24 protein-coding genes are annotated in these 26,979 nt (G+C 64.1%); 12 read left to right on the top strand and 12 right to left on the bottom strand.

Annotated elements, in window-relative coordinates; translation table 11 throughout:
- Positions 1–76: 76 nt before the first annotated feature.
- On the bottom strand, positions 77–943 hold the full coding sequence (gene hexR, locus QMX96_RS07050; RefSeq protein ID WP_043861524.1) for a transcriptional regulator HexR: 867 nt from the start codon (positions 941–943) through the stop codon (positions 77–79).
- A gap of 104 nt (positions 944–1,047) precedes the next feature.
- Here hexR and zwf point away from each other — a divergent pair, with 104 nt between their 5' ends.
- Together zwf and QMX96_RS07040 are read left to right on the top strand one after the other, a co-directional pair.
- The gene (gene zwf, locus QMX96_RS07045) at positions 1,048–2,490 is read left to right on the top strand and encodes a glucose-6-phosphate dehydrogenase (protein WP_043861580.1); all 1,443 of its coding nucleotides are present in this window, start codon (positions 1,048–1,050) and stop codon (positions 2,488–2,490) included.
- A gap of 84 nt (positions 2,491–2,574) precedes the next feature.
- Positions 2,575–2,892, top strand: a complete 318-nt coding sequence (locus QMX96_RS07040) for a hypothetical protein (protein WP_282361477.1) — start codon at positions 2,575–2,577, stop codon at positions 2,890–2,892.
- A gap of 61 nt (positions 2,893–2,953) precedes the next feature.
- Here QMX96_RS07040 and QMX96_RS07035 read toward each other — a convergent pair whose 3' ends face one another.
- Positions 2,954–5,824, bottom strand: coding sequence for an EAL domain-containing protein (locus tag QMX96_RS07035; RefSeq protein ID WP_054916452.1), 2,871 nt, complete (start codon positions 5,822–5,824; stop codon positions 2,954–2,956).
- 235 nt (positions 5,825–6,059) lie between these two features.
- On the opposite strand from QMX96_RS07035, the gene uvrD reads away from it, so the two are divergent.
- The 4 genes from uvrD (at position 6,060) to QMX96_RS07015 (ending at position 10,776) form a co-directional block, all read left to right on the top strand.
- Entirely contained in the window at positions 6,060–8,243 is a 2,184-nt protein-coding gene (uvrD, locus tag QMX96_RS07030) for a DNA helicase II (protein WP_054916451.1), read from the top strand.
- Between the two features lie 192 nt (positions 8,244–8,435).
- Complete coding sequence (locus QMX96_RS07025; protein ID WP_043861520.1) at positions 8,436–9,287, top strand: TIM44-like domain-containing protein; 852 nt, start codon at positions 8,436–8,438, stop codon at positions 9,285–9,287.
- A 111-nt stretch (positions 9,288–9,398) separates the two neighbouring features.
- Positions 9,399–9,806, top strand: coding sequence for an SMI1/KNR4 family protein (locus QMX96_RS07020; RefSeq protein ID WP_014720555.1), 408 nt, complete (start codon positions 9,399–9,401; stop codon positions 9,804–9,806).
- 157 nt (positions 9,807–9,963) lie between these two features.
- A complete protein-coding gene (locus QMX96_RS07015) occupies positions 9,964–10,776 on the top strand; it encodes a hypothetical protein (RefSeq protein ID WP_058541958.1) in 813 nt (270 codons plus the stop codon).
- On the opposite strand, the gene QMX96_RS07010 is transcribed toward QMX96_RS07015, so the two are convergent.
- Positions 10,773–12,533 carry a cation:proton antiporter gene (locus QMX96_RS07010; RefSeq protein WP_054916449.1) on the bottom strand — a complete coding sequence of 587 codons (1,761 nt, stop codon included), beginning with the start codon at positions 12,531–12,533 and terminating at the stop codon, positions 10,773–10,775. The genes QMX96_RS07015 and QMX96_RS07010 overlap by 4 nt on opposite strands.
- 323 nt (positions 12,534–12,856) lie before the next feature.
- Here QMX96_RS07010 and QMX96_RS07005 point away from each other — a divergent pair, with 323 nt between their 5' ends.
- Complete coding sequence (locus tag QMX96_RS07005; protein WP_043861517.1) at positions 12,857–13,342, top strand: acyl-CoA thioesterase; 486 nt, start codon at positions 12,857–12,859, stop codon at positions 13,340–13,342.
- Here QMX96_RS07005 and pdxY read toward each other — a convergent pair.
- Positions 13,339–14,211: a pyridoxal kinase PdxY gene (pdxY, locus tag QMX96_RS07000; RefSeq protein WP_078481425.1), complete on the bottom strand. Its 873-nt coding sequence runs from the start codon at positions 14,209–14,211 to the stop codon at positions 13,339–13,341. The two genes, QMX96_RS07005 and pdxY, sit on opposite strands and share 4 nt — an antisense overlap.
- A 117-nt stretch (positions 14,212–14,328) precedes the next feature.
- On the opposite strand from pdxY, the gene QMX96_RS06995 reads away from it, so the two are divergent.
- Positions 14,329–14,721: a DUF3301 domain-containing protein gene (locus QMX96_RS06995; RefSeq protein WP_043861515.1), complete on the top strand. Its 393-nt coding sequence runs from the start codon at positions 14,329–14,331 to the stop codon at positions 14,719–14,721.
- Between the two features lie 54 nt (positions 14,722–14,775).
- Here the strand turns inward: QMX96_RS06995 and QMX96_RS06990 are convergent, their stop codons facing one another.
- From QMX96_RS06990 to zigA, 3 genes are read right to left on the bottom strand one after another with little or no spacing between them, the layout of a single operon-like run.
- Positions 14,776–15,738 (bottom strand): CobW family GTP-binding protein, encoded by a 963-nt coding sequence (locus tag QMX96_RS06990; RefSeq protein ID WP_282361488.1) that lies wholly within the window; start codon positions 15,736–15,738, stop codon positions 14,776–14,778.
- Positions 15,739–15,780: 42 nt separating this feature from the next.
- On the bottom strand, positions 15,781–16,380 hold the full coding sequence (locus tag QMX96_RS06985) for a DUF1826 domain-containing protein (protein WP_282361476.1): 600 nt from the start codon (positions 16,378–16,380) through the stop codon (positions 15,781–15,783).
- Positions 16,380–17,588 carry a zinc metallochaperone GTPase ZigA gene (gene zigA, locus QMX96_RS06980; protein ID WP_054916447.1) on the bottom strand — a complete coding sequence of 403 codons (1,209 nt, stop codon included), beginning with the start codon at positions 17,586–17,588 and terminating at the stop codon, positions 16,380–16,382. The genes QMX96_RS06985 and zigA overlap by 1 nt, the downstream gene beginning before the upstream one ends.
- A gap of 93 nt (positions 17,589–17,681) precedes the next feature.
- On the opposite strand from zigA, the gene QMX96_RS06975 reads away from it, so the two are divergent.
- Together QMX96_RS06975 and folE2 are read left to right on the top strand one after the other, a co-directional pair.
- Positions 17,682–18,059, top strand: coding sequence for a hypothetical protein (locus tag QMX96_RS06975; protein WP_054916446.1), 378 nt, complete (start codon positions 17,682–17,684; stop codon positions 18,057–18,059).
- A 75-nt stretch (positions 18,060–18,134) separates the two neighbouring features.
- Entirely contained in the window at positions 18,135–19,034 is a 900-nt protein-coding gene (gene folE2, locus QMX96_RS06970; RefSeq protein WP_282361475.1) for a GTP cyclohydrolase FolE2, read from the top strand.
- Here the strand turns inward: folE2 and QMX96_RS06965 are convergent, their stop codons facing one another.
- Entirely contained in the window at positions 19,035–19,562 is a 528-nt protein-coding gene (locus QMX96_RS06965; RefSeq protein ID WP_043861510.1) for a DUF3617 domain-containing protein, read from the bottom strand. It lies immediately after the preceding gene.
- A gap of 128 nt (positions 19,563–19,690) precedes the next feature.
- On the opposite strand from QMX96_RS06965, the gene cls reads away from it, so the two are divergent.
- Entirely contained in the window at positions 19,691–21,130 is a 1,440-nt protein-coding gene (gene cls / locus QMX96_RS06960) for a cardiolipin synthase (RefSeq protein WP_043861509.1), read from the top strand.
- Positions 21,131–21,139: 9 nt separating this feature from the next.
- Here cls and cfaB read toward each other — a convergent pair whose 3' ends face one another.
- On the bottom strand, positions 21,140–22,324 hold the full coding sequence (gene cfaB / locus QMX96_RS06955; RefSeq protein WP_054916443.1) for a C17 cyclopropane fatty acid synthase CfaB: 1,185 nt from the start codon (positions 22,322–22,324) through the stop codon (positions 21,140–21,142).
- A 188-nt stretch (positions 22,325–22,512) separates the two neighbouring features.
- Between cfaB and lpdA the strand changes: the two genes are divergently transcribed.
- Positions 22,513–23,913, top strand: coding sequence for a dihydrolipoyl dehydrogenase (lpdA, locus tag QMX96_RS06950; protein ID WP_043861507.1), 1,401 nt, complete (start codon positions 22,513–22,515; stop codon positions 23,911–23,913).
- Between the two features lie 77 nt (positions 23,914–23,990).
- Here the strand turns inward: lpdA and hcnC are convergent, their stop codons facing one another.
- The 3 genes from hcnC to hcnA are packed head-to-tail and all read right to left on the bottom strand — an operon-like array spanning position 23,991 to position 26,946.
- Entirely contained in the window at positions 23,991–25,235 is a 1,245-nt protein-coding gene (hcnC, locus tag QMX96_RS06945; RefSeq protein ID WP_054916441.1) for a cyanide-forming glycine dehydrogenase subunit HcnC, read from the bottom strand.
- The gene (gene hcnB / locus QMX96_RS06940) at positions 25,232–26,635 is read right to left on the bottom strand and encodes a cyanide-forming glycine dehydrogenase subunit HcnB (protein ID WP_043861505.1); all 1,404 of its coding nucleotides are present in this window, start codon (positions 26,633–26,635) and stop codon (positions 25,232–25,234) included. Before hcnB ends, hcnC begins: the two co-directional genes overlap by 4 nt.
- Positions 26,632–26,946, bottom strand: a complete 315-nt coding sequence (gene hcnA / locus QMX96_RS06935) for a cyanide-forming glycine dehydrogenase subunit HcnA (protein ID WP_043861504.1) — start codon at positions 26,944–26,946, stop codon at positions 26,632–26,634. The genes hcnB and hcnA overlap by 4 nt, the downstream gene beginning before the upstream one ends.
- Between the last annotated feature and the right edge of the window lie 33 nt (positions 26,947–26,979).

Raw genomic sequence — 26,979 nt, 5'->3', positions numbered from 1 at the left:
ACAATCAGGCGTGGTATGCGGTGCTGCCCTTCGCTGGCAAGCCAGCGAAGGTGTCAGCTCGGGCGGTGCAAGACGATCAGTCGTCCATCGCCTTGATCGACTTGGGCGACAGGCGCAGGCTGCGCAAGCTGCGCTTGACGCTCTTGAGGTGGTTGACCAGGCTCGGCCCGCGCGCCATGGCAACGCCCATGGCCAGCACGTCGATCACCACCAGGTGGGCGATACGTGAGGTCAGCGGGGTGTAGATTTCGGTGTCTTCATGCACGTCGATGGCCAGGTTGACCGTGGACAGTTCGGCCAGCGGGGTCTGGCTCGGGCACAGGGTGATCAGCGTCGCACCGCTTTCACGCACCAGGTTGGCAGTGATCAGCAGGTCCTTGGAACGCCCTGACTGGGAAATGCAGATCGCCACGTCACCCGGCTTGAGGGTGACCGCCGACATCGCCTGCATGTGCGGGTCGGAATACGCCGCTGCCGTCAGCAACAGGCGGAAGAACTTGTGCTGGGCATCAGCAGCCACCGCACCCGATGCACCAAACCCGTAGAACTCCACGCGCTGCGCCTGGGCCATGGCCGTCACGGCGCGCTGCAATGCCTGGGCATCGAGGTGCTCGCGCACTTCCATCAGGGTGTGCAGGGTGGTGTCGAAGATCTTCAGGCTGTAGTCGGCTACCGAATCGTCTTCATGAATCGCGAACTGACCGAAGCTCGCACCCGCCGCCAGGCTTTGCGCCAGCTTGAGCTTGAGGTCCTGGAAACCGGTGCAACCGATCGCCCGGCAGAAACGCACGATGGTCGGCTCGCTGATCCCGACGCTGTGCGCCAGATCAGCCATGGAGCTATGCATGACAGCCGCTGGATCGAGCAATACGTGATCGGCAACCTTCAGTTCCGATTTGCGTAGCAGATGGCGCGACTGGGCGATGTGTTGCAACAGATTCAAGGGCAGGACTCGGTTATGATCGGCTGACCGGGTTGTAGCTTTCTTGTAGTTATACTACATGACCGGCGACCCGCCCAGCTAAACGATCTTGGAGAGTGGTGGCATTGACTATCCCGTGCGACATTCTGGTGTTCGGCGGCACCGGCGACCTGGCCCTGAACAAACTGCTTCCAGCGCTCTACCACCTGTTTCGCGAAGGCCGTCTGCACAACGCCGTGCGGATCATCGCCCTGGCCCGCCGGCCCTTGCCACGGATTGAATTTCTCAAGCTGGTCGAACGCCGCTGCCGCGCCCAGATCGCGCCCCAGGACTTCAGCGACGAGGTGTGGCACCGCTTTTCCACGCGCCTGGACTACTTCTCCATGGACGCCATGCAGAGCGCCGATTTCGGCCGCCTCGCCCGCTTTCTGGGCGAGCCCGGCGGGCTGACGCGGGTCTACTACCTGGCCACCGCACCCAACCTGTTCGTGCCCATCGCCACCCACCTGCAGGTGGCCGGGCTGGTCGACAGCGAAGCGCGTATCGTGCTGGAAAAACCCATCGGCCACTCACTGGAGTCCGCCACCACGATCAACAGCGCCATCGGCGCGGTATTCGCCGAATCCCAGGTGTTTCGCATCGACCACTACCTGGGCAAGGAGACGGTGCAGAACCTCATGGCATTGCGCTTCGCCAACGCGCTGCTGGAACCGGTGTGGCGCACCAACCAGGTGGACCACGTGCAGATCAGCGTGTGCGAAACCCTCGGCGTGGAAAACCGCGGCGGCTACTACGACCGTGCCGGCGCGACCCGCGACATGCTGCAGAACCACCTGCTGCAACTGCTCTGCCTGGTAGCCATGGAGCCACCTGCGCAGTTCGAGGCCGAGGCGGTGCGCGATGAAAAGGTCAAGATCCTCAAGGCCCTCAAACCCATCACCGGGCAGGACGTGCAGGACAAGACCGTGCGCGGCCAGTACAGCGCCGGCAAGATCGGCGGGCAGGAGGTTCCGGCCTACTACTTCGAGAAGGACGTGGACAACGACAGCGACACCGAAACCTTCGTCGCCGTCGAAGCCCACATCAACAACTGGCGCTGGGCCGGCGTGCCCTTCTACCTGCGTACCGGCAAGCGCATGGCCAAGCGCTCCTCGCAGATCGTCATCCAGTTCAAGCCGGTGCCCCATCGCCTGTTCGACGGCGACCAGGCCAACCAGTTGCTGATCCAGCTGCAGCCCGATGAGCGCATCAGCCTGCAGATGATGACCAAGGCACCGGGCAAGGGCATGCGCCTGGAGCCGGTGGAACTGAACCTGAACCTGGCCCAGGTGTTCGGCCAGGCACGACGCTGGGACGCCTACGAACGCCTGCTGCTGGATGTTCTGGACGGCGACTCGACCCTGTTCATGCGCCGCGACGAAGTGGAGGCCGCATGGGCCTGGATCGACCCGATCCTGACTGGCTGGCAGGAGCACTTCCAGGCCCCGCGCCCTTACCCGGCCGGCTCCAATGGCCCGGACCAGGCCCATAGCCTGCTGGCTCACCAGGGACGCGCCTGGCACGGTTGAAAGTTTTCCGGCTGCCGGGTGCAGCCGCGCTGTTCGATAGTGGGCACGCAACATCCCACCCACCATCGAATGGAGTACAAAGGAATGTCCCTGAAAGCAAAAGGCTGGATCGCGCAGAACGACAAGATGCCGGGCAACGCCAGGTTTCGAGTGTATGGCACCGTGGAAGTCGCCACCTCGGCCATCGTGCCGGTGCTGGTGAAACGCGCCATCCAGGACAAATCGCACGCCCTGGCGCTGGAACTGAAGCTGGAGAACGTGGACGCCCTGGCTGCCCAGGTGATCACCGAACGTGCGGTCTGTTTCGAAATGGACGGCGACCACAGCAACATCCCGAAAGTGGATATTTTCCACAACGGCAAACTGCTGGTGAGCCTGGAGGAGATCCTGGTCACTCACTGACCGGCAGGCTGCGACTTGTTACAACGCCAGGGCCCCGTTGATCGGGGCCCTGGCCGTGGGGCTACCAGCGCCGATCTTCACGCAGCAAGGCGGCCAGGCTGTCGGCCTCCACCGGCCGGCTGATCAGGTAGCCCTGCACCTCATCGCAGCCCTGCTCGCGCAGAAACGCCAGCTGCTCCTGGGTTTCCACCCCTTCGGCCACCACCTGCAGGCCCAGGCTGTGGGCCATGACAATGATCGCACGGGTGATCGCGGCGTCCTCGCTGCCTTCGTGCAGGCCACGGATGAAGGTCTGGTCGATCTTCACGTAATTCACCGGAAAACGCTTGAGGTAGCTGAGCGACGAATAGCCGGTGCCGAAATCGTCGATGGCCAGCTTGACCCCCAGTTCATGCAACTGATGAAAGGTCGCGATGATGTGCTCCACGCTGTCGAGCAACTGGCTTTCGGTCAGCTCCAGCTCCAGCAGGTGCGGTGCCAGGCCGCTGTCTTCCAGCACCTGACGCACCAGGCTGACCAGCTTGCCCTGGCGCAACTGATACACCGAGAGGTTCACCGACACGCGAATCGGCGCCAGCCCCTGCCGTTGCCATTCACAGGCCTGCCAGCACGCCTGGCGCAACACGAACTCGCCCATCGGCGCGATCAGCCCGGTCTCTTCGGCCAGGCCGATGAAGTCGCCCGGTGGCACCATGCCCACCTGTGGGTGATGCCAGCGCACCAGGGCCTCGGCAGCCTGCAGGCGGCCGCTGGTCAGGCACAGTTTGGGCTGGTAATAGACCTCCAGCTGGCGCTCTTCGATGGCCTTGCGCAGCTGGTTCTCCAATTGCAGGCGCTCCAGGGTGCTGGCCTGCAGGCTCTCGGTGTAGAACTGGAACCCGTCGCCGCCGAGGTGCTTGGCGTGCTGCATGGCCATGTTGGCCTGGCTCACCAGGGTGCTGACATCCAGGCTGGCATCGGGCAGCAGACTGACCCCCACTGAAGCGCTGATCACCAGCTCGTGCCCGTCGACACGCAGCGGCACGCGCAGCTTGTCCAGCAGGCGCGTCGCTACCCGCACCAGGCTGGACAGGTGTGAATAGCCGTCGAACAGCACCACGAACTCGTCACCGGACAGACGCGCCACGGTATCGGCCTCGGGCACTGCGTTGCCGATGCGCTGGGCCATGGTCTTGAGCAGCCGGTCGGCCAGTTCGTGACCCAGGCTGTCGTTGAGCAGCTTGAAGCGGTCCAGGTCGATGTGCAGCAGCGCCAGGCTGCGACCGCTGCCACGCAGGCGCTGGCCGGCTTCATGCAGACGCAGGCGGAACAACGCGCGGTTGGCCAGGCCGGTCAGTTCGTCGTAGTGCGCCAGGTACCGCAGGCGCTCTTCGGACTCGCGGCGTGCCGACAGGTCGGTGAAGAAACCCACGATGGTGCCGACCTGGCCACGCGCATCCGTCACGCCGGTCAGTTGCAGCCACTGCGGGTAGAGTTCCCCGCTCTTGCGCGCCTCAACCAGCTCGCCTTCCCAGCGCCCCTGCTGCGCCAGGGCCTGGTCGATGGCACCGTAGTGCCGGCGCGCGTCGCGGCTGCATGGCAGCTCCAGCGCATTGCGCCCCAGCAGTTCTTCGCGCACGTAGCCGGTCATGTGGCAGAACGCCTGGTTGGCGGCCAGTACGGCATAGTCCGGCCCCATGATCGCGATGCCTTCGCTGGCCGCCTCGAATACGGTTGCGGCCAGGCGTTGCTGTTCCTGCTGGGCCTTGCGCGCGCTCACGTCGCGCCGGGTGCCGAGCATGCGCACCACCCGCCCGGCGGCATCGCGCTCCACCGCGCGGCCGCGGTCCTCGATCCAGCACCAGTGGCCCTGGGCGTGGCGGAAGCGGTACTCGATACGGTAATCGTCGGTGCGCCCCTTGAGGTGGTCGACCAGGGCGCGCTTGAGCGCGGGCACGTCATCCGGGTGCAGGCGCGGCTTGAGGTGCGCCTGCACCGCCCGCACCTGCTCCGGGTTCAGGCCGAACAGCTCGTGCAATTGGGTGTGATGCACCTCGTCGGTTTCCAGATTCCAGTCCCACAGCCCCAGCTCACTGGCTTCCAGCGCCAGGGCCAGGCGCTGCTCGCTCTTGCTCAGGGCCTGGTTGGCGCGGTCCAGCTCCTGGCTGCGCTGCGCCACCCTCGATTCCAGCCCGGCCTGGGCCTGACGCAGTTGCTCCTCGATCAGCCGACGCTGCTCGACCTCGGTCGCCAGGGCCTTGTTGAGCCGCTCGCTGCGCGCCTGCGCGGCCTGCAGGTGCTCGATCAGCGCCTGGTTCTGAAAGCGGCGCAACAGGCCCCCCTCGATCAGCCGATTGACCTGCCAGGCCACCACCATCAACGCGCCGAGCAGGATCAGCCCCAGCCAGCCCCAGCCCTGCTGCTGCTCGTCACCGCGCCAGAACAGAAACGCGATCGGCGGCAGCAGGCACGGCAAGGTGAAACTCAGGAACGCCGGCAGGCTGACCGCGTAGGCCACACTCGCCGACAGGGTCGCGGCCCCCAGCAAGCCGAAGACCCAGGCTTGTTGCACGAAGTTATCCACAGGCACCAGGGCAATCGCCGCGCTGGCCAGGGTCAGGCCGCTGAAGGCCGAACCGAGCAGGAACATGCGCCACCAGGTCGGTTGCACCTGTCGATCGGGCATCGCCGCGTCGAAGGCCGCAACCTGAATGACCCGCAGCGCTACCAGCGCCATCAACCAGACGATCCACACACTGACCAGCAGGTAGCGCTGCGGGCTCCACAGCAGCCAGGCACACACCAGGCCGTTGAGCAGCATGAACAGGGTGGGCAGCAACGAGCCCTGGTACAACAGACGGGTACGCTCGACGGCCAGTTGCGTGGCGAACTGTTTGCGAATACCGCGGCGCGCTTCCAGCGGCACGCTGACGGAGGCAGATGCGAAGGTCATAGGCAATGTTCTTGTAATGGTGAGCCTCGAACGAGCACGGAGCATACACAAGCAGGCGCCTGGGCCAAACTGCTCTGGGTCATAAATTGTGCGTGGCAATTATGGAACCTGGTTTCAGTGCCGAGCCCTCAAGCACGCGGGCCAAGGGGCGCGCCCGATGAGCGGGCGGCGCCTTGGGCGATCTTTTTCCACCATGGGTTTGCCCCCGGCTCGCTTGCGCCCCTAAAATGGCCGGATGCGCGATGACCTCTCCCTCCTGTTGAACTCCCTCAACGACGCCCAACGCCAGGCCGTAGCGGCCCCGCTTGGTCGCCAGTTGGTTCTGGCCGGTGCCGGCTCCGGTAAGACCCGAGTGCTGGTGCACCGTATCGCCTGGTTGATCCAGGTCGAGCAGGCCTCACCCCATTCGGTGCTGTCGGTGACCTTCACCAACAAGGCCGCCGCCGAGATGCGCCAGCGCATCGAGCAGTTGATGGGCATCAACCCGGCCGGCATGTGGGTGGGTACCTTCCACGGCCTGGCGCACCGCCTGTTGCGTGCCCACTGGCAGGAAGCGGGGCTGAACCAGAACTTCCAGATCCTCGACAGCGACGACCAGCAACGCCTGGTCAAGCGGGTGATCCGCGAGCTGGGCCTGGACGAACAGCGCTGGCCGGTACGCCAGGCGCAGTGGTTCATCAACGGGCAGAAGGACGAAGGGCTGCGCCCGCAGCACATCCAGGCCAGCGGCGACCTGTTCCTGGGCACCATGCGCAGCATCTACGAGGCCTACGAGGCAGCCTGCCAGCGCGCCGGCGTGATCGACTTCTCCGAACTGCTGCTGCGCGCGCTGGACCTGTGGCGCGACAACCCGGGCCTGCTGCAGCACTACCAGCGGCGCTTCCGCCACCTGCTGGTGGACGAGTTCCAGGACACCAACGCCGTGCAGTACGCCTGGTTGCGCCTGCTGGCCCAGGGCGGTGACAGCCTGATGGTGGTGGGCGACGACGACCAGTCCATCTATGGCTGGCGCGGCGCCAAGATCGAGAACATCCACCAGTACAGTGCCGACTTCCCCGACACCCAGATGATCCGCCTGGAGCAGAACTACCGCTCCACCGCCGGCATCCTCAAGGCGGCCAACGCCCTGATCGCCAACAACAGTGATCGCCTGGGCAAGGAGCTGTGGACCGACGGCGGCGACGGCGAACCGCTGAGCCTGTACGCCGCCTTCAACGAACACGACGAAGCGCGCTATGTGGTCGAGACCATCGAAAGCGCGCTCAAGACCGGCATGGCGCGCAGCGACATCGCCATCCTGTACCGCTCCAACGCCCAGTCGCGGGTGCTCGAGGAAGCCCTGCTGCGCGAGCGCATCCCGTACCGCATCTATGGTGGTCAGCGCTTCTTCGAACGCGCCGAGATCAAGAACGCCATGGCCTACCTGCGCCTGCTTGAAGGGCGTGGCAATGACGCGGCGCTAGAGCGGGTGATCAACGTGCCGCCGCGCGGCATCGGCGAGAAGACCGTGGAGGCGATTCGCGAACACGCCCGTCACGCCCAGGTATCGATGTGGGAGTCGATGAGCCTGCTGATCGCCAACAAGGGCCTCAAGGGCCGTGCCGCCAGCGCCCTGGCCGCGTTCATCGAGCTGATCGAGAACCTCTCGGCCAAGGTCATGGACATGCCGTTGCACCTGATGACCCAGACCGTGATCGAGCAGTCCGGGCTGATCATCTATCACCAGGAAGAAAAGGGTGAAAAGGGCCAGGCACGGGTAGAAAACCTTGAAGAACTGGTCAGCGCCGCGCGCAACTTCGAAAGCGCCGAGGAAGACGCCGAGCTGTCGCCGCTGGCTGCGTTCCTGGGCCACGCCTCCCTCGAGGCCGGCGATGCCCAGGCCGAGGAACACGAAGACAGCATCCAGCTGATGACCCTGCACAGCGCCAAGGGCCTGGAGTTCCCCCACGTGTTCCTGGTGGGCATGGAAGAGGGCCTGTTCCCGCACAAGATGAGCCTGGAAGAGCCCGGCCGCCTGGAAGAGGAACGCCGCCTGGCCTATGTGGGCATTACCCGCGCCATGCAGCAGCTGGTGATGACCTACGCCGAAACCCGGCGCCTGTACGGCAGCGAAACCTACAACAAGGTGTCGCGATTCGTGCGTGAGATCCCTGCGGGGCTGGTGCAGGAAGTGCGCTTGTCCAACAGCGTCAGCCGGCCGTTCGGCTCGGGTCAGAAACAGAATTCGAGCAGCCTGTTCGGTGCGGCGAACATCCCCGAAACCGCGTTCAACCTCGGCCAGCGCGTGCAGCACGCGGTGTTTGGCGAGGGCGTGATCCTCAATTTCGAGGGCGCCGGTGCCCAGGCGCGGGTGCAGGTGAACTTCGCCGAAGGCAGCAAGTGGCTGATGCTTGGCTACGCCAAGCTGGAGCCGCTGTAACACCCTCCGCCGGCAAGGCCGTCCCCTGTGGGAGCCCGCCTTGCCGGCGAAGAGGTGGGGCAGTTGCTACACGCACTTGGTAAACATCCCACAGCGCCAAGCAAAAGATAGAAACATTATGGCGCTAGTCATGTGTCCTACAACCTGTGCACCATGGCGCGCGTGCACTCCACAAAACGGGAATACCCTTCTATGCAACGTTTTCTTAGCATCGCCTTGGCGCTGTGCATCGGCCTTACGCTGAGCCTCGACGCCAACGCCAAGCGCTTCGGCGGCGGCAAGAGCTCGGGCGCCGCGCCGACCCACCAGACGCGCCAGGCCGCTCCGGCCACGCCGGCCGCCACGCCAAATGCGGCAGGCCGTCCACCGGCAGCCGCCAGCGGTGCTTCGCGCTGGCTCGGCCCTCTGGCCGGCCTCGCCGCCGGTGGCCTGCTGGCCTCCATGTTCATGGGCGACGGCTTCCAGGGCATGCAGATCTTCGACATCCTGATCATGGCGGTCATCGCCTTCCTGATCTTCCGTTTCATTGCCGCCCGTCGCCGCAAGCAACAGCCGCAGATGGCCGCTGCCGGTCACGCGCCGTTCCAGCGTGAAGTTCACGAGCAACCGGCTCAGCCGTCGATCTTCGGTGGTTCCGCTGCACCTGCCGCGGCCCGCCCGGTAATCAATGCACCAGCCTGGTTCAATGAAGAGAGCTTCCTGGCCGCTGCACGCAACCACTTCCAGACCCTGCAGCAGCACTGGGACGCCAACGAGATCGACAAGATCGCCGAGTTCGTTACCCCGCAGATGCTGCAGTTCCTGAAAAAGGAACGTGCCGAGCTGGGTGAAGGCTTCCAGTCCACCTACATCGACGACCTGAACGTGCAACTGGAAGGCGTGGATGACCGTGCCGACCGCACCATCGCCACCCTGACCTTCAGCGGTGTGTCGAAAACCTCGCGTTTCGACCAGGGCGAAGTGTTCAGCGAAAGCTGGAACATGGAACGTGCCCAGGGCGAAAACCAGCCTTGGCTGGTCGCAGGGATCCGCCAGAACGGCTGATCTTGAGGCATTGCACAAAAAACCCCGGGCTTGCCCGGGGTTTTGCTTTTAGCGTAGCGTCCTACTAGGGTATAACGCGCAGCGTGTCGTCAAGGTAAGAGGATTGAACCCGTGGAAGAAATCATCGAGCAACTGCGTGAAGCCAACGAACCGGTACCCGTACCGCTTGAGTTGCCCGACGAAGACCTGCTGGTCGAGATTGAAGAACAGCTGTTCATCGATATCCCGTTCGTCTTCAGGGAGTTCCTGTTGACCGTCAGCGATGTGGTGTACGGCAGCCTGGAGCCGGTGACCGTTACCGACCCGCAATCGCATACCTACCTGCCTGACGTGGCGGCCAATGCCTGGGATGCCGGCGTGGACCGTTCGCTGATTCCGATCTGCCAGGATGGTGACGATTACTACTGCGTCGAGGAAGACGGCACCGTGGTGCTGTGGTCGGCCGAAGAAGAGCTGGTGACCGAAGAAACCTGGGAATCGGTATGGCACTGGGCGCGCGACGTGTGGCTGGAAAGCTGATCCGTCAGTTTGTCGGACAAAAATGATGGCTCTGAGCTATCAATCTTCGTAGAATCGCCGCGCCTTCCTGTGCGCGGCGGTGTTGCTACCGCTCCATCCCCTCGGACATACGACCCGCGCGCACAGGAATGCACCTTCACATTCCGGGGCCCTGTCGATGTACTCCAGACTGTTCACACTGCTCGCCCTGCTGCTGGCGAGCGGCTGCCAGGCGCCGCTGACACAGTTGCAGACCCTCAGCCAGGCCCATGGCCATCGTGTCGAGATCCAGCCTACCCAGCCCTTCCCGCTGGCGCTGAGCGTTCCGCTCAAGGCGCCAGGCGCCCTGCGCCTGCGTGTCTATCTGGAAGGTGACGGACGCGCCTGGGCCACCTCCAGCCAACCCAGCCTGGACCCCAGCCCGCGCAACCTGTTGCTGGCGCGACTGGCCCTGGAAGACCCACAGCCCAGCCTGTACCTGGCGCGCCCTTGCCAGTTCGTCAGTGCGCCTGGCTGCCGCGCAGCGATGTGGACCGACCAGCGCTTTGGCAAGGCAGTGCTCGATAGCCTGGACCAAGCCCTGAGCGGCATCAAGCAACGCTATGGCAACCAGGAGTTCGAGCTGATCGGCTATTCCGGCGGGGGTGCGCTGGCCTTGCTGCTGGCCGCCCGGCGAAGCGACGTTACCCAGGTACAGACCCTGGCCGGCAACCTCAGCCCGCGGTACTGGGCACAGACCCTGCAACTGACGCCACTGGCGGGCTCACTGGAGCCGCTGGACTATCGCCAGCGCCTGCGCGACCTGCCGCAGCGCCACCTTCTCGGCCTGCAGGACCGCAGCGTGCCGGCCTCGCTGTTCGAGCACTACCGCGTGGAACTAGGCAGTGCCCGCTGCATGCAGCAGGTTGCGCTGCCCGGTGTGAGCCACGCCGAAGGTTGGACACAGGCCTGGGCCCAATGGCGGGACCAGCCGCTGCGCTGCAAACCCTAGGGGTGATGTTCCTTCTGATTGTCGAGGGTTTCGAGCAGTGCGATCTGCATGCGCGTGTGCACCCGGATGAACCAGCGCCACAGCAACGCCACCACGCCGGCCGCCACCACCGCGATCAGCAACAGCAGCTCGCTGGTGGGCAGGATGCTCGCCGACAGCGCCGACAGCAGCAGGAAGATCACCAGCAGCGACAGCAGCGGGATCACCTCGGCGATCACCCGGCGCACGCGCTGGGTATGGCGCCCGGCCATTTCCGGCTTGACCCCCATTTCGGCCAGCAGCATCGACAGCGCCTTGAGCTTGCGATACGCGGCAATCAGGAACGGCAATGACAGCAGCAACGCCGCGCCCCAGATCAGCGCTTTCTGCTGGGCCAGGTCGGGCAACCATTCGCTCAGGTACTCGCCGATGCGTGCCGCGAAGTAACCACCACTGAAGAAGATCGCCACCACCAGCGCCAGGTTGACCCCCACCTGCAGCAGGATGCGCCGGATCATCGCCGCCACCATCGCGCCCTCGCCCTGCGGCTGGATGCTGCGCAGCCATTCGCCGTACAGCGACAGCACCCGCGACAGGCGCTTGGGCACCACACTGGCAAGCTTGAGCGACAGCGGGTCGGCGGCGCGAATCAGGTAGGGCGTGAGCAAGGTGGTAATGGCCGACACCGCCACCGCCACCGGGTAAAGGAAGTCGCTGGTGACCTGCAGGGTCATGCCCAGCGCAGCGATGATGAAGGAGAATTCGCCGATCTGCGAAAGCCCCATGCCCACCCGCAACGAGGTGCGACCGTCGTTGCCGGCGATGAAGGCGCCCATGCCGCACGAGAGCATCTTGCCCAGGACCACCGCTACAGTAATGACCACGATCGGCCAGATGTACTCGATGAGCACGCTCAGGTCGATCATCAGGCCGATGGCGACGAAGAAGATGGCACTGAACAGGTCGCGAACCGGCTCGATCAACTGCTCGATCTTCAGCAACTGGCGCGATTCGGCCATGATCGCCCCGATCAGGAACGCGCCCAGCACCATGCTGTACTCGAGCTTGACCACCAGAAGGCAGAAGCCGAAGCACAGTCCCAGCACGGTAATCAGCAGCATCTCGTTGCTTTCGAACCTGGCCACGTAGGCCAGTACCCGCGGTACCAGCAGTATGCCGATGACCAGCGCCACGATCATGAACAGCGAGAGCTTGCCGACGGTGGAGAACACCTCGCCGGAACTGACCGCGCCGCTGACCGCAATGCCCGACAGCAGGGCAATGATGCCGATACCGAGGATGTCCTCAACGATCAGCACACCGAAGATCAGCTGGGCGAAGCGCTCGTTCTTCATCTTCAGGTCGTTGAGCGCCTTGACGATGATGGTGGTGGAAGAAATTGCCAGGATTGCGCCCAGGAACAGCGAGTCCATGGTGTTCCAGCCGAACCAGCGGCCGATCTCGAAGCCGATCCAGATCATCAGCACGATTTCGAGGAAGGCCGCAATGAACGCCGTGGCCCCCACCTTGAACAGCTTGCGCAGGCTGAACTCCAGCCCCAGGCAGAACATCAGGAAGATCACCCCGAGTTCGGCCAGCGTCTTGATCGTGTCTTCGTCGTGGATGAGGCCGAATGGCGGGGTGTGCGGGCCGATGATGAAGCCGGCGACGATATAGCCGAGTACCACCGGCTGCTTGAAACGGTGAAACAGGATGGTGACCACACCGGCAACCAGCATGATCACCGCCAGATCCTGAATAAAGCTGATGGCATGCACGGCGTGGAGCTCCTTACTTCGAACCGAAGAACAAGCCCGCCGCTCGATGACATGCCTGTCGTGGAGCGGCGGGGGAATTAGTCTGTCAAATGACGCCAGGCACCACATTGCATGGGCTTGGTCAGGTTAACACCGGCGCCTGCGACGAAAAGGCGGTGTAATATCAAGAAACAGATAGACCGGTAACACGCCAAAGATGGCACGAACGGCGTGACGGCAACGGCGCTGTCAGCGTCCCGTTTTCATGGGATTCGAAATTGGGGAAAAGAAGCGTGACAACCACTCGCCACCCCGCCTCAGCGCAACCTTACCGTGAGCACACTATGGAACCTGGAAACGCCCAGCTGTCGATGACCGTCCTGATGACCCCGGACATGGCCAACTTTTCTGGCAACGTACACGGCGGCACCCTGCTCAAGTACCTCGATGAAGTCGCCTATGCCTGCGCCAGCCGCTACGCGGGCCGTTATGTGGTGACGTTGTCGGTGGATCAGGTGGTCTTTCGCGAGCCGGTACACGTGGGCGAACTGGTGACCTTCCTGGCGTCGGTGAACTACACCGGCAACACCTCGATGGAGGTCGGGATCAAGGTCGTCACCGAAAATATCCGCGAGCGTTCGGTGCGCCACAGCAACAGCTGCTTCTTCACCATGGTCGCGGTGGACGACGATCGCAAGCCGGTCGCCGTGCCGCCACGCCAGCCAGAGACCAGCGAGGAAAAGCGCCGCTTCGTGCAAGGCAAGCAGCGCCGCCTGATTCGCCAGGAACTCGAAAAGCGCTACCAGGAACTCAAGGGCGACGCCTTCTAGAGCGACAGTCGCCGCGCCTCGAAGCGCACCCGCGGGTGCATGATGCGGTCCTGAGCACGCACCAGCTCCAGCTCGTAGCTGGTGCAAGCCTGGGTTTCCAGCAGCACCTCGTGCACGGCCGCGGCAGTGAATTCGAAAGCCGCCACCCAGCTGTCACCCAGCAGCACCCGCGCCAGGAACAGGCCGGAGGTCAGGTCGCCGACCCCCACCGGCTGCCGCGCAAAGGCCAGCAGCGGTCGTTGCAGGTGCCAACTGCCTTCGGCAGTCACCAGCAGCATCTCGAAGTCTTCGGCCTTGCGTCCCGGGTATGCCAGGTGCTTGACCAGCACAGCCTTGGGCCCGCGGGCGAGCAGGCTGCGCGCCATGGCCACGCAGTCCTCCAGCGACTCGGCCCGACGCCCGCAGAAGCTGTCGAGCTCCAACTGATTGGGGCACAGCACATCCGCCACCGCAACCGCTTCATCGAGCAGGAAGTCACTGACCTCGGCGGGTACGATGCAGCCTTTTTCCGGATGCCCCATGACGGGGTCGCACAGGTACAGGGCGTTCGGGTTGACCGCCTTGATCCGCGCCACCCCAGTAAGAATCGCACGGCCCTGGGCGGCGCTGCCGAGGTAGCCGGAAAGCACCGCATCACAGTTGCCCAGCTCGCCGATCGTCGCAATCCCGTCCACCAGCGCCGGAATTTGCTCTGGCGCAAGCACTTCGCCGGTCCACTGGCCATACTGAGTATGGTTGGAGAACTGAACGGTGTTCAGCGGCCAGACATTGACCCCCACCCGTTGCATCGGAAACACCGCGGCGCTGTTGCCGGCGTGGCCGAATACCACGTGTGACTGGATGGCGAGCAGATGCGGTGTACGTTTCATGCAGGGCTTCCAAACGATCGAATGAAAAACAAGGCGCGCAGTATGGCGCCAAATGCCACCTGTACGACAGACCGGGGTGGCAGTTAAGCTGAGCCTATCTGGTTGGAGCGAACGTAGATGTTAACCCTCGAAAACCTTCTGGTGCTGATGCTGCTGGCCACCGCAGGCGCCTGGCTGTGGCATAACCACGGCCTGCGCGAAAAGGCACTGGAACGGGTCAAGCAGCATTGCGCCAAGCTCGACCTGGAACTGCTGGATGGCAACGTGGCGCTCAAGCGCATCGGTTTTGTGCGCGATGCCAACGGGCGCAAGCGCCTGGCCCGTGTGTACAACTTCGAATTCACGGTGACAGGCGAACATCGTCACCCCGGTACGGTGACGCAGTTTGGCGCGCATACGATGCAGATCGAACTGGCACCCTACCCGTTCGAGATCAAGCCGCCGGTGCAGGGCGGCAACGTGATCGAGATGAACCAGTGGCGCCAGGAGCACAATCGCTGGCGCCAGTGACGTTCCCTTCGTCTACCGGGGCCAGCCTTGCCTGCAAAAAGGCCGGCCCTGTCTTCAGGGAATCCGGCATTCCTGCATCCCCTGCTCCAAGGCCGCCACTGCCTGCGGCTGTGCAAAAATCAGCTCGATACGCGAGTCGCGCCGCCACTCGCTGGCCTGCCAGTGCAGCGCCTGCCCCTCCAGCGCATTGGCCGACTGCCAACCCTCCGGGCTGTGGATAACCAGCTTCGCCCTGCGCCACCCAAGGCCTGCAAGCCATTGCTGCAAACGCTGCGGGTGCAACTGCTGGCTCGGGTGCCAGCGCCAGCCAATGCTCCAGCCCTGCTCCAGCTGTTGATAAAGACAGATCGGCGTCAGCGGGTTTATCCACAGCGGCGTCGGCAACGGCTTGGCCTCCGGCAACTTGAAGTTATCCACCGGCAACGGATGCACACCAACGCCCGGCAGGCTGTTCAGCGCAATCTGCCCATGGTCCGTCCAAAGCTGTGGTACATCAGGCAAGCCCTGGCTTATCCACAGGCGCGTGGCGGCCGCCAAGCCTTCAGATTTGTTGAGCACCAGCAGCCCCGCACCGTGCAGTGCCTGCGCCTGCGGCTGGGGTAATACCTGGCCTGCCGCCAATGTCTGGGCGTCCAATACCAGCACCGACGGCTGAACCGCCAGCACGCCTTGCCAGGGTGCCTCGCCCAGCTGTGCCAGCAACTGGGCAGGATGACCCAGCCCCGAAGGCTCGATGAACAGTCGATGAGGGCGCGCCTTGCGCAACAAGCGCCCCAGGCCCACCTGGAACGGTGCGCCATTCACGCAGCACAGGCATCCGCCCGCCACTTCGCCCATCGCCACGCCATCATCGTCGGTGGCGAGCAAGGCGGCATCCAGGCCGATCTGGCCGAACTCGTTGATCAGCACCGCCCACCGCTCGTGGGCCGGGCGCTGGGCCAGCAGGTGCCGAATCAGGCTGGTCTTGCCGGCGCCCAGGGGGCCGCCGATCAGGTGGGTGGGTATGTTCTGCAGCATGCGCATCGATTCGTCAGGAAGGATACGCACTATGCTGCGCGCTCAGGCCATCCAGTCAAGCGTCAGCATAAGGCGGCGCTGCCCCGCAGGTACCGCCGGCGAACGGTGCACCAGCCCCTGCCCCTCATTGCCCAGCCACCTCTCGCCCTTGAGCACGGCCACATCACCGGTCGACAACTGCTCCACCTGCACCGCATCGGGCGCCGCCAGCCATTCACTGCCGGGGCCCGCATAGGTACAGATCAGCCGCGCCGGCACGTGGTCGACGTGAAAACGCGGGCACATTGCGCCCTCCAGTGCGCGCAGGCGCAGGCCCACCCGACGCGCGTCGAGCAGGCAGGCGTAGGCACCCACCAGCCAGCGCACATCGCAGATGAACCCCTCATACCCCTGCAGATCGGCATACGCTGCCGCCAACCCGCGCAGGGCGGGTGCGTCGTCATCTGGCTGCAACTCCAGGGTCAGGGACTCGGCCAGCGGCTGCCCAAGGGACAACAGCACCTGGGCAAAATCGGCCACATGCACCGGCAACTGGCGCTGCCACACGGCCAGATTGACGCCATCCTGCAGCACCTCGGTCAGCACCTGGGGCGATTCGCCGACTGTTTGCCGGGCGCTGCCACGGCGTTTCAGGGCCAGCATCAGGCCGCCTCTTCGTCGTGCCAGTCGCCAAACGGGTCGGGCAGGCGTTGCCAGCCCTCGGCGCCCAATGCCATTTCTTCATCGCTCAGCAGGCAGGCGCCCAGCTCAGCATCCAGTTGCGCAAAGTCGATGTGCTGCCCGATGAACACCAGCTCCTGTCGGCAATCGCCGCATTCGGCCGTCCAGTGCTTGAGGATCGCCGCCGTGTCCTGCGGGTCCTGGGGCCATTGCCCGCGTGGTACGAAACGCCACCAGCGGCCGGCAAAGCCGTGGCGCATCATGCCGCCGGCCTGGGACCAGCTGCCGGCTTCCTGGTGCTTGCTGGCCAGCCAGAAAAAGCCCTTGGAACGCAACAGGCGGCCGTTGCTCCAGGGCCTGTGGATAAAGTCGAAAAAACGCTGTGGGTGCAAGGGGCGGCGGGCCTGCCAGGTGGTGGCGGCAATGCCGTACTCCTGGGTTTCCGGCACATGCGTACCGCGCAGTTCCTGCAGCCAGCCCGGCGCCTGGGCAGCACGCTCGAAGTCGAACAGGCCGGTATCGAGAATCTGCGCCAATGGCACCTGCCCCATCACCATCGGCACGATCTGGGCGTGGGCATTGAGCGAGCGCAGAATGGCGCAGAGTTCTTCGCGCTCATCGCTGCCGATCAGGTCGATCTTGCTCAACAGGATCACATCGGCGAACTCGACCTGCTCGATCAGCAGGTCGCTGATGGAACGTTCATCGCCCTCGCCCAGGGTCTCGCCGCGCGAAGCCAGGCTATCGGCGGCCTGGTAGTCACCCAGGAAATTCAGCCCGTCTACCACCGTGACCATGGTGTCCAGCCGCGCCTGGTCGGCCAGGCTGCGGCCTTGTTCATCACGGAAGGTAAAGGTTTCGGCTACCGGTAGCGGCTCGGATATGCCGGTGGACTCGATCAACAGGTAATCGAAACGCCCCTCGCGGGCAAGCCGCGCGACCTCTTCGAGCAGATCTTCGCGCAGGGTGCAGCAGATGCAGCCATTGCTCATCTCGACCAGTTTTTCTTCTGCACGATTGAGGCTGACGTTGCGCTGCACTTCGCTGGCGTCGATATTGATTTCACTCATGTCGTTGACGATCACCGCCACCCGCAGGTTGTCGCGGTTACGCAGCACATGGTTGAGCAGGGTGCTCTTGCCGGCACCTAGAAAGCCGGACAGCACAGTAACGGGGAGACGGTCGGTCATGGCGCAAATACCTCATCAGGGCGTCGGGGCATTCGAAGGATGCCTTTTTTAATGTTATATTATAACAATGCAATTTAGCCAATCGGAGATTGGATGAAAACCTTCGTACTGCTTTCGCTCCTGCTGATCCCCGTCGCGACGGTTCACGCCGCGATGCCGCGCAGTGAGCCTGCCCAGTGCACGCGCAGCGCCAACCTGCTGGCCTGCCAAGATCGCGACGGCAATGTGTACAGCGTGCATAGCCAGGGCAACACCCAGTACGTGCGCGGCGTTGAGGTGTTGGGGCAGCGACGCTGGGTACAAACCAACAGCCTCTATGGGCCGCTGACCTTCTACACGGGCCTGGCCAGCGACGGCGAAGCCTGGGTCGGCTATAGCCGCCGGGTGGGTTGGACCACGCAGAACCGGGTGTCCAGTTCCAGCGGCCAACGCTTCAGCCTGCGTTGCAATCGCCTTGGGGGCTGCGAGTGAGGACTCGGAAAAAACTATGATGAATGAATCGTTATAATGTAACGTATTGGTTTTTAATTCAGCGATGGTTTCAGCATGAACGCCCTGACCCTTCCCGATATCGCCGCTCAAGCCAGCCAGCAATCCATGCCTCTGGAATGGGTTGGCATGTGCGGCATCGCACTGCCGATCACACTCGACGGCGTGCAGGTACGCGCCAGCGTCGATGCCGGCGTCAGCCTGGATGATGGAGCCTCGCGGGGGATTCACATGTCGCGCCTGTACCTCGCGTTGGAGGCATTCGAGCACGCGGCGTTTTCAGTAGGGTTGGTGCGCCAGGTCCTGGAACGGTTTATCGACAGCCATCAGGGCCTCTCTACCACCGCTTACCTGCGTCTGGGCTTTGAACTGTTGCTCAAGCGGCCTGCGCTGGTCAGCCCGCTGGCAGGCTGGAAGGCTTACCCGATGAGTGTGGACGCACGTTTGGAAAACGGAGTGTTCCACGTGGAACTAAACGCACAAGTCGAGTATTCCTCGACCTGCCCATGCTCCGCCGCGCTCGCCCGCCAATTGATTCAGCAGCAGTTCGTCGATGATTTCGCCAACCGGAGTAACCTCGATCATGCTGCCATCCTGCGTTGGCTCGGCACCGCCCAAGGCATCGTCGCAACACCACACAGCCAACGCAGCACGGCCCATCTGCACCTGCGCCTGGCCCCAGGCGAGGAGCAAATGCCCTTTCGACAGCTGATCGACCTGGCCGAGGCAGCTCTCGGCACTGCTGTACAGACAGCCGTGAAACGAGCCGACGAACAGGCGTTTGCGCTGGCCAACGGGCAGAACCTGATGTTCTGCGAAGACGCCGCGAGGCGCCTGCATCTGGCCCTGCAACCGCTGCCGTGGATCGACGGCTTCAAGCTGCGTGTGGAACATGCCGAAAGCCTGCATGCCCACGACGCTGTCGCGCAAAGCCAATGGCAATGGCACCTGCGCTGATCAGGTGCGCGGCTTGACCGTGCCGCAATCGTTGCCCAGCCACACCGCACGGGTGTTCATGCTGCCCTTTTGCTCAACACCGGACGCATTGAACGTGCCGCTGACCTTGGTCAGAAATTCCCGATCGCTGAGAAACTGCGCTTCACCGTTGCCTTGAGCCTTGGGGCAACTGAAGGTGAACTTCCACACATTGCCGTTGCGCTCGGTGATCTTCTGCGTGCACCCCGACTGCGGGTCCTGCAGCGGAATGTCGTTGGTCTGAACCTGCTCCTGGGTCAGGCATGAACGCACCCCTTTGCCCCCGACGCTGATGCCTTGCTTGGCCAGGCCACCCTCGATCATCGCGCGCTGCTCGGGCGGCAGGTTCTTCAACTGGCCGAGCATGAATTCCATGTCGGGCAGTGGCTTGCCATCGACCTGCATGTTGCTGCTGGTCAACTCCCACAGGCCCGGTTGCAACATCTGCGCATGCACCAACGGGCTCGCCAGGCCCAGTACCAGTGCCAGCATCGGCAGACGACTTTTCATGTAGTGACTCCTTCAGAATCCGGCCCCAAGCCGGAACACAGCTTAGACGCGTTTTCGTGCTTTCAGTTGCAAGTGCAGGCGCGAACGTGCTCTGTTAGCGGGCAGTGCCCTCGGATAGCAGAATGTGTATGGATTACCACAGCCCTTACTTCTTCGGTTACCTCATCGGTGTGATTCACCTGCTGGGCGTGATTGCCGCCCTGCATGCCGTGTTCACCGTGCGCACCGCCCAAGGTGCAATTGCCTGGGCCATGTCGCTGCTGTTTATCCCCTACTTCACGCTGATTCCGTACCTGGTGTTCGGCAGTCGCACCTTCGACGCCTACATCCAGGCCCGCCGCCAGGCCAACCGCGAAATGCACGTGGCCATGGCCGACCTCAACTGGCGCCCCTGGGTGGAAGAGGCGCTGACCGCGCGCAACTCCGAATCCTATGCGGCGCTGCGGGCCATGCCCAAGCTTGGGCGCATGCCGTGCCTGGCCAACAACCAGGTCAGCCTGCTGATCGACGGGCAGGCCACCTTCGACGCGATCTTCAAGGCGATAGAAGCGGCTCACGACACGGTACTGATCCAGTTCTTCATCATCCACGACGACGGCATCGGCCGTGAACTCAAGGCGCTGCTGCTGAGAAAGGCCGCGGAAGGGGTGAAGATCTACGTGCTGTTCGACAGCGTTGGCAGTCACGCCCTGCCCTCCGCCTATATACAGAGCTTGCGCGAAGGCGGCGTGAACATCCGCGCCTTCGCCACCCGCCGCGGCTGGTTCAACCGCTTCCAGGTCAACTTCCGCAACCATCGCAAGATCGTGGTGGTCGACGGCATGCTGGGGTTCATGGGGGGCCATAACGTGGGCGACGAATACCTGGGCGGCAACCCCAGGCTATCGCCCTGGCGCGACACCCATGTGCAGGTCAGCGGCCCGGTGCTGGCCTGCCTGCAGGAATCCTTTGCCGAAGACTGGTACTGGGCGGCGCGCCAGTTGCCGCCACTGATCCTGCCCGACACCTACCCCGACAACGGCGTACTTTGCCAGGTACTGGCCAGCGGGCCGGCCGATCCGCAGGAGACCTGTTCGCTGTTTTTTGTCGACGCCATCCACGCGGCGCGCGAGCGGCTCTGGATCACCAGCCCGTACTTCATTCCCGACGAGGCCGTGTCGGCCGCGCTGCGCCTGGCGGTGTTGCGGGGCGTCGACGTGCGTATCCTGATTCCCTCGCGCCCTGACCACCGTATCGTGTACGCCGCCTCCAGCCTGTTCGCCTTCGAGGCGGTGCAGGCCGGGGTGCGCATGTTCCGCTACGGGCCGGGGTTTCTGCACCAGAAGGTGGTGCTGGTCGACAACGAAGTCAGCGCCATCGGCAGTGCCAACCTGGACAACCGCTCGTTCCGCCTGAACTTCGAAATCATGCTGCTGACCGTAGACCTTGCCTTTGCCGCGCAGGTCGAAGCCATGCTCCAGCACGACTTCGACCAAGCGCGGGAAATCACCCCCGAGGACAGCCAGCAGACGCGCCGCCTGCAACAACTGGGGATGCGCATCGCCCGACTGATCTCACCGATCCTCTGAGCGCGACTGTCAGCGGTACAGGTCCTCGCGGGTCAGCGGCAGGTCGTGGCCACCATCGGCGAACGGCTTGACTGCCAGAATCTGGTGCAGGTTGATCCAGCCCTTGGCAAAGGCATAGGAGCAACCGGCCAGGTACAGCCGCCAGATGCGCAGGGCCTTCTCCGGCACCAGGCTCGCGGCCTTGTCCAGCTGGCTTTCCAGGCGATCGCTCCACTGCGCCAGCGTCCGTGCGTAATGCAGGCGCAGGCTCTCGACGTCGACCACTTCCAGCCCCGCTTCGCTGATACGCGCACTGATCATCGACAGGTGCGGCAGCTCGCCATGGGGGAACACATAGCGCTCGATGAAATTGCCCGCGCCGCGCCCCACCGGGCGCCCGTCCACATGCTTGGCGGTGATGCCGTGGTTCATCACCAGGCCACCTTCGCGCACCGCGCCGAACAAGCGCTGGCAGTACAACGCCAGGTTGGCATGCCCCACGTGTTCGAACATGCCGACACTCACCACCTTGTCGAAGCGACCGTCCTGCGGCAGGTCGCGGTAGTCGAGAATCTGCAGTTCCACCTGATCTTCAAGCCCTTCTGCCTTGACCCGTTCACGCCCCAACTTGAGCTGCTCCTTGCTCAGGGTGATGCCGAACACCTTGGCGCCGAACTCGCGTGCGGCATAACGTGACAACCCGCCCCAGCCACAGCCCACGTCCAGCAGGTAGTCGCCCTGCTTGAGCCGCAGCTTGCGGCACAGGTGCTCGAACTTGTTCTGCTGGGCCTGCTCAAGGGTGTCGCCGGGGGTCTTGAAGTAGGCGCAGGAATACGCCATGTCGCGGTCCAGCCACAGCTGGTAGAAATCGTTGGACAGGTCGTAATGGTAGGAAATGGCCGCCGCGTCGGTGGCCTTGTCATGCTCGCTGCGCACCGGCTGGTCTTCTTCCTCGTCCGTGAGCAACGCCTGACTGAGCTCGTCGCACACGCGGATGACTTCGCCGATGGTGCCCTCCAGTTCCAGCTTGCCCTCGACGAACGCCGCGCCCAGCTCATCCAGGCTGGGGTGGGTCAACTGGCCGATCAGCTGGGGATCCTTGACCACGATGGTGACCTGCGGCTGGGGGCCGAGATCGAATTCGTGACCATCCCAAAGCTTGAGTCGCAAGGGCAACCGCAGGCTTTGCAGAACAGGTGGAAGTTGCGCAAGCATGAAATGAGCCTCCCGTAATCTTCGGACGTCTGCACAAAAGGGTAGCCCATCCTCAAGAACAGGGAGGCATGCCGGACTATCGTCGTAGACCGGCCGATGCAAAAAGGTAGTGGCATAAATTGTATACAACCTCCAGATCGGCCCCTAACCTTGGCGGCATTGTCGATTCTTCATCCGGGAGTACAACAATGAAAACCTATGATGTCGTGATCATCGGCGGCGGCCCTGGCGGCTACAACGCTGCCATTCGCGCAGGCCAGCTGGGCCTGAGCGTGGCCTGTGTCGAAGGTCGCCCGACCCTCGGTGGCACCTGCCTGAACGTTGGCTGCATGCCGTCCAAGGCCCTGCTGCATGCCTCCGAACTCTACGAAGCGGCTGCCGGCAGCGAGTTCGCCAACCTCGGTATCGAGGTCAAGCCAAGCCTGAACCTGGCGCAGATGATGAAACAGAAGGACGAGAGCGTCGCGGGCCTGACCAAGGGCATCGAGTTCCTGTTTCGCAAGAACAAGGTCGACTGGATCAAGGGCTGGGGCCAGCTCGATGGCGTGGGCAAGGTCAAGGTCACCGATGACCAGGGCGCCGTGACCGAACTGCAGGCCAAGGACATCGTCATCGCCACCGGGTCCGAGCCGACTCCGCTGCCCGGCGTGACCATCGACAACCAGCGCATCATCGACTCCACCGGCGCCCTCGCCCTGCCCCAGGTGCCCAAACACCTGGTGGTGATCGGCGCGGGCGTGATCGGGCTGGAGCTGGGCTCGGTGTGGCGCCGCCTTGGTAGCCAGGTCACCGTGGTGGAATACCTCGACCGTATCTGCCCCGGCACCGACGAAGAAACCGCCAAGACCCTGCAGCGCGCATTGGCCAAGCAAGGCATGAGCTTCAAGCTGGGCAGCAAGGTGACCCAGGCCACGCCGTCGGCCGACGGTGTCAGCCTGACCCTCGAACCGGCCGCCGGCGGCACCGCCGAAACCCTGCAGGCCGACTACGTGCTGGTCGCCATCGGCCGTCGCCCCTACACCCAGGGCCTGGGCCTGGAAACGGTGGGCCTGCAGACCGACAAGCGCGGCATGCTCGAGAACCAGGGCCATCGCACCAGCGTGCCGGGCGTGTGGGTGATCGGCGACGTCACCAGCGGCCCGATGCTCGCCCACAAAGCCGAAGACGAAGCCATCGCCTGCATCGAGCGCATCCACGGCAAGGCCCACGAAGTGAACTACGGGCTGATCCCGGGGGTGATCTACACCCGCCCCGAACTGGCCAGCGTGGGCAAGACCGAAGAGCAGCTCAAGGCCGAAGGCCGCGCATACAAGGTCGGCAAGTTCCCGTTCATGGCCAACAGCCGGGCCAAGATCAACCACGAGACCGAAGGCTTCGCCAAGGTGCTGGCCGATGCCGAAACCGACGAGGTACTCGGCGTGCACCTGGTTGGCCCGTGCGTCAGCGAGATGATCGGTGAGTACTGCGTGGCCATGGAGTTCTCGGCCTCGGCCGAAGACATCGCCCTCACCTGCCACCCGCACCCGACTCGCTCCGAGGCCTTGCGCCAGGCGGCGATGAACGTCGAAGGCATGGCCATGCAGATCTGATCCCGGTCAGCCTGCACGCTTGATCCGTGCGCCTGAACCGACGGCGACCATCACCGCAGGTTCAGGCACGCACCGGGTCAGGCCTGGGCGGCTTTGGGCTGAGCACCGAAGCGGTCCGCGAGGAACGGCGTCAGGTCCAGCGGCAGTGCCTCCTCATGCAGCACCTTGTCGATCAGCACGCCAGTGATCGCCGAGGTCAGGATGCCGGTGCGAAAGTGCCCACAGGCATTGAGGTAGCCACTCACGCTCTGCACCGGGCCGAGAATCGGCAGCTCGTCCGGCGAACCGGGACGCAGGCCTGCCCAGCTGCGCTTGAGGTTGATCTGCGCCAGCTCCGGAATGCAGCGCACCGCGCCCTGCACCAGACCGTTGATTTCCGGATAGGTGGTGGTGACGTCGAAGCCCTTGTCTTCGGTGGTGCTGCCGATCAGGATCTCGCCGTTGTCCTTCTGCGCCATGTAGCAATCGGCGGTAGTCAGGCAGCCCTGCAGCAGCTTGGGCATGCGCTCGGTGAGCAGGATCTGGCCCTTGACCGGCTTGACCGGAATGCTCAGGCCAGTGGCCATCTCGCTCAGTTCTGCCGCCCAGGCGCCGCCGGCGTTGATCAGGGTCTGGCAGTGAAACTCGCCTTCCACGTCGGTCTTGACCCCCACCACCCGGTCGCCCTGGTGCAGCACGCCGGTGACATTGGTGTTGAGGAACAGGTCGACGCCGTTCTGCCGCGCACCTTCGGTGTAGGCATCGGCCAGACGGAACGGGCTGACCTGGTGATCGCATAGGAACTCCAGCGCGCCGTGGGCATGGTGGCTGACGGCAGGCTCGGCCTTGCGCAGGGCATCGCGGTCGAGCCAGCGAACCTCGTGGGCCAGATGCGGGATCTGCGCGACGATATGCTCGGCGTACAGGCGGTCCTCGTCGTCGTAGATCACGTACTTGAGGCCGGTGCGCTCGAACTTGAAGTCCATGCCGTGGCGCTCCATCAGCTCCTGGTGCAGGCCGGGGTACAAGGCATTGGATTGCAGCGCGAAGTCGAAGAACGACTGCGGCAGGATGTGCGGGGTGCTGGAATCGACCGCCACGGCGGCGCCGTTGGCTTCGCGCTTGTGCTTTTGCGACATCATGCGAAAGAAGATCACCCCGCAGCCCAGGCCGACCGATTCGCCGATCGCCCACAACCCGCCCGCCGAGGCGCGGGTAGCGTTGCCGGGGCGCTTGGCGTCGATCAGCGCGATCCTGAGGTTGCCACGCTTGGACAACTGGTAGGCGCAGGAAGCGCCGATCACACCGCCGCCGGCGATGACCACATCATAGGTTCTGTTCATGCTTCAGCTTCCGTGCCGAGGTTCTTGAATGCGGAGAAAGGGATCGGATCGATGGGGAACCGCGGGCGCAGCCAGCCCACATCGGCACGCCCGGTGGCCTGGCGCAGGCGATCGTTGCAGTAGCCCACGCACATGCGGCCCTGGCAATCGCCCATGCTCACGCGGGTGCGCATCTTCAGCCCGGCCATGTCCTGTACACCCTGCTCCAGGGCGCGGTCGATGTCGCTGCGGGTGACGTGCTCGCAGCGGCAGATGACGGTGTCGGGTGCGGGCAGCGTGATCTGCTCAGTGCCGCGCAGTGTGTAGCGGTCTACCCCGGCACGAAAGCGCTTGATCGCGGCCAGCTTGCCCAGGTAGCGCTCGCGCAGGTCCAGCGCCTGTTCGGGGGTGATGACCTGAGCCTGGTGCAGGATCGACACGGCGGCGATGCGCCCGGTGAGCATCGCGGCTTCGCCACCGCGAATCCCGCCCATGTCACCGGCCAGGTGAATGTGCGGCTCGCTGCTCTGTTGCCACACGTTGCTTTCGGCGCGCAGGTAGCCGTCTTCGTTGAAGCCGTGGGCCAGGCCCATCTGCTGGCTGAGCTGGGTGCGCGGAATGAAGCCGTAGCCCACGGCCAGGGTCTGCGCCGAGACGCGCTGCACACGGCTGATGTCCGGCTGCCAGTTGTCACTGTAGGGGGCCAGGCGCACTTCGGTGAGTTCGCCCTCGCCGTTGGCACCTACCACGCCCCAGCCGTAGTTCATGGGGATACCGTTGAGCTTCAGATAACCGAGCATGCTCAGGCCGTCGAGAAACAGCTGCGGCTTGTTCAGCAGCGCCAGGCTTTCCTTGGCGATCTTGCCGAAGGCACATGCCTCGTACACCCCTTCCACCTTGACCCCGGCCGCGTGCAGCTGGCATGCCACCAGGGGCAGCAGCGGGCCGGTGCCGGCGATGACGGTGGTGCCCAGCGGCTTGACCACGCCGCTCTTGATCTGCAACTGCAGACCGCCCAGCAGCATCACGCCGGGCAGGGTCCAGCCGGGGAACGGCACGTTGCGCTCGTGGCAGCCGGCGGACAGTACCAGGTGGCTGTACTCCACTTCGTGCAGCTGCTCGTCGCTGTCCAGCACCATCAGGCGGTTGCCGCCTTCGCCCCCGACCACACGGGTTTCCAGGCGCACGTCGATGCGCTCGGCACAATCGGCGAACTCTTCGTGCAGGGTGTTCAGCGCGCTGGCATAGCGCTTGCCCAGGTAGCCCAGGTCGACGCCGCTGCGCAAAGGGCCGCGATAGACCACCCCGCCCAGACGCGAAGCTTCGTCGAACAGCACGCTGGAGACGCCATGCCGGGCCAGTTCGATGGCAGCCGCCATGCCTGCCGAACCGCCGCCGACTATTACCGGACGCAGGCTCATTCGACACCCTCCACGTCGAAGCGGTTGACCCCGGTTTCGACCTGCATGCCCGGCTTGACGATGGTCTGGCAGGCGCGGCGCTTGGGGCGACCGTTGATCGACACCAGGCAGCAGTGGCACACGCCCATGCCGCAGAAGGCACCCGTGACCTGGCCATGGTCGTTGCGCGCCACCTGGCGCAGGCCCACCGCGTGCAGCACGTTGAGCACGCTTTCGCCTGCCGCGGCCGGTACCGGCCGCCCGTTGAGCTCGATGGTCATGTCTGCCCGCGACAGGGGCTGAATATCATGATTGCGGTCCATTGACTGCATTGCGTTTCATCCTTGAAAAGAGTGGCAGGAACC

Origin of the sequence: Pseudomonas sp. PS01300 (assembly GCF_029960155.1) — a bacterium.
Classification (GTDB): domain Bacteria; phylum Pseudomonadota; class Gammaproteobacteria; order Pseudomonadales; family Pseudomonadaceae; genus Aquipseudomonas; species Aquipseudomonas palmensis.
Note: the sequence above shows the minus strand (reverse complement) of the source record. Positions and strands in the feature narration are given on the sequence as shown.

What these genes read in the sequence shown, in the direction of transcription:
- QMX96_RS07040 (WP_282361477.1), top strand. Translation starts at nt 2,575, where the DNA reads ATGTCCCTGAAAGCAAAAGGCTGGATCGCGCAGAACGACAAGATGCCG.
- QMX96_RS07035 (WP_054916452.1), bottom strand. Translation starts at nt 5,824, where the DNA reads ATGACCTTCGCATCTGCCTCCGTCAGCGTGCCGCTGGAAGCGCGCCGC.
- uvrD (WP_054916451.1), top strand. Translation starts at nt 6,060, where the DNA reads ATGCGCGATGACCTCTCCCTCCTGTTGAACTCCCTCAACGACGCCCAA.
- QMX96_RS07025 (WP_043861520.1), top strand. Translation starts at nt 8,436, where the DNA reads ATGCAACGTTTTCTTAGCATCGCCTTGGCGCTGTGCATCGGCCTTACG.
- QMX96_RS07015 (WP_058541958.1), top strand. Translation starts at nt 9,964, where the DNA reads ATGTACTCCAGACTGTTCACACTGCTCGCCCTGCTGCTGGCGAGCGGC.
- QMX96_RS07005 (WP_043861517.1), top strand. Translation starts at nt 12,857, where the DNA reads ATGGAACCTGGAAACGCCCAGCTGTCGATGACCGTCCTGATGACCCCG.
- pdxY (WP_078481425.1), bottom strand. Translation starts at nt 14,211, where the DNA reads ATGAAACGTACACCGCATCTGCTCGCCATCCAGTCACACGTGGTATTC.
- QMX96_RS06995 (WP_043861515.1), top strand. Translation starts at nt 14,329, where the DNA reads ATGTTAACCCTCGAAAACCTTCTGGTGCTGATGCTGCTGGCCACCGCA.
- QMX96_RS06990 (WP_282361488.1), bottom strand. Translation starts at nt 15,738, where the DNA reads ATGCTGCAGAACATACCCACCCACCTGATCGGCGGCCCCCTGGGCGCC.
- QMX96_RS06985 (WP_282361476.1), bottom strand. Translation starts at nt 16,380, where the DNA reads ATGCTGGCCCTGAAACGCCGTGGCAGCGCCCGGCAAACAGTCGGCGAA.
- zigA (WP_054916447.1), bottom strand. Translation starts at nt 17,588, where the DNA reads ATGACCGACCGTCTCCCCGTTACTGTGCTGTCCGGCTTTCTAGGTGCC.
- QMX96_RS06975 (WP_054916446.1), top strand. Translation starts at nt 17,682, where the DNA reads ATGAAAACCTTCGTACTGCTTTCGCTCCTGCTGATCCCCGTCGCGACG.
- folE2 (WP_282361475.1), top strand. Translation starts at nt 18,135, where the DNA reads ATGAACGCCCTGACCCTTCCCGATATCGCCGCTCAAGCCAGCCAGCAA.
- QMX96_RS06965 (WP_043861510.1), bottom strand. Translation starts at nt 19,562, where the DNA reads ATGAAAAGTCGTCTGCCGATGCTGGCACTGGTACTGGGCCTGGCGAGC.
- cls (WP_043861509.1), top strand. Translation starts at nt 19,691, where the DNA reads ATGGATTACCACAGCCCTTACTTCTTCGGTTACCTCATCGGTGTGATT.
- cfaB (WP_054916443.1), bottom strand. Translation starts at nt 22,324, where the DNA reads ATGCTTGCGCAACTTCCACCTGTTCTGCAAAGCCTGCGGTTGCCCTTG.
- lpdA (WP_043861507.1), top strand. Translation starts at nt 22,513, where the DNA reads ATGAAAACCTATGATGTCGTGATCATCGGCGGCGGCCCTGGCGGCTAC.
- hcnC (WP_054916441.1), bottom strand. Translation starts at nt 25,235, where the DNA reads ATGAACAGAACCTATGATGTGGTCATCGCCGGCGGCGGTGTGATCGGC.
- hcnB (WP_043861505.1), bottom strand. Translation starts at nt 26,635, where the DNA reads ATGAGCCTGCGTCCGGTAATAGTCGGCGGCGGTTCGGCAGGCATGGCG.
- hcnA (WP_043861504.1), bottom strand. Translation starts at nt 26,946, where the DNA reads ATGCAGTCAATGGACCGCAATCATGATATTCAGCCCCTGTCGCGGGCA.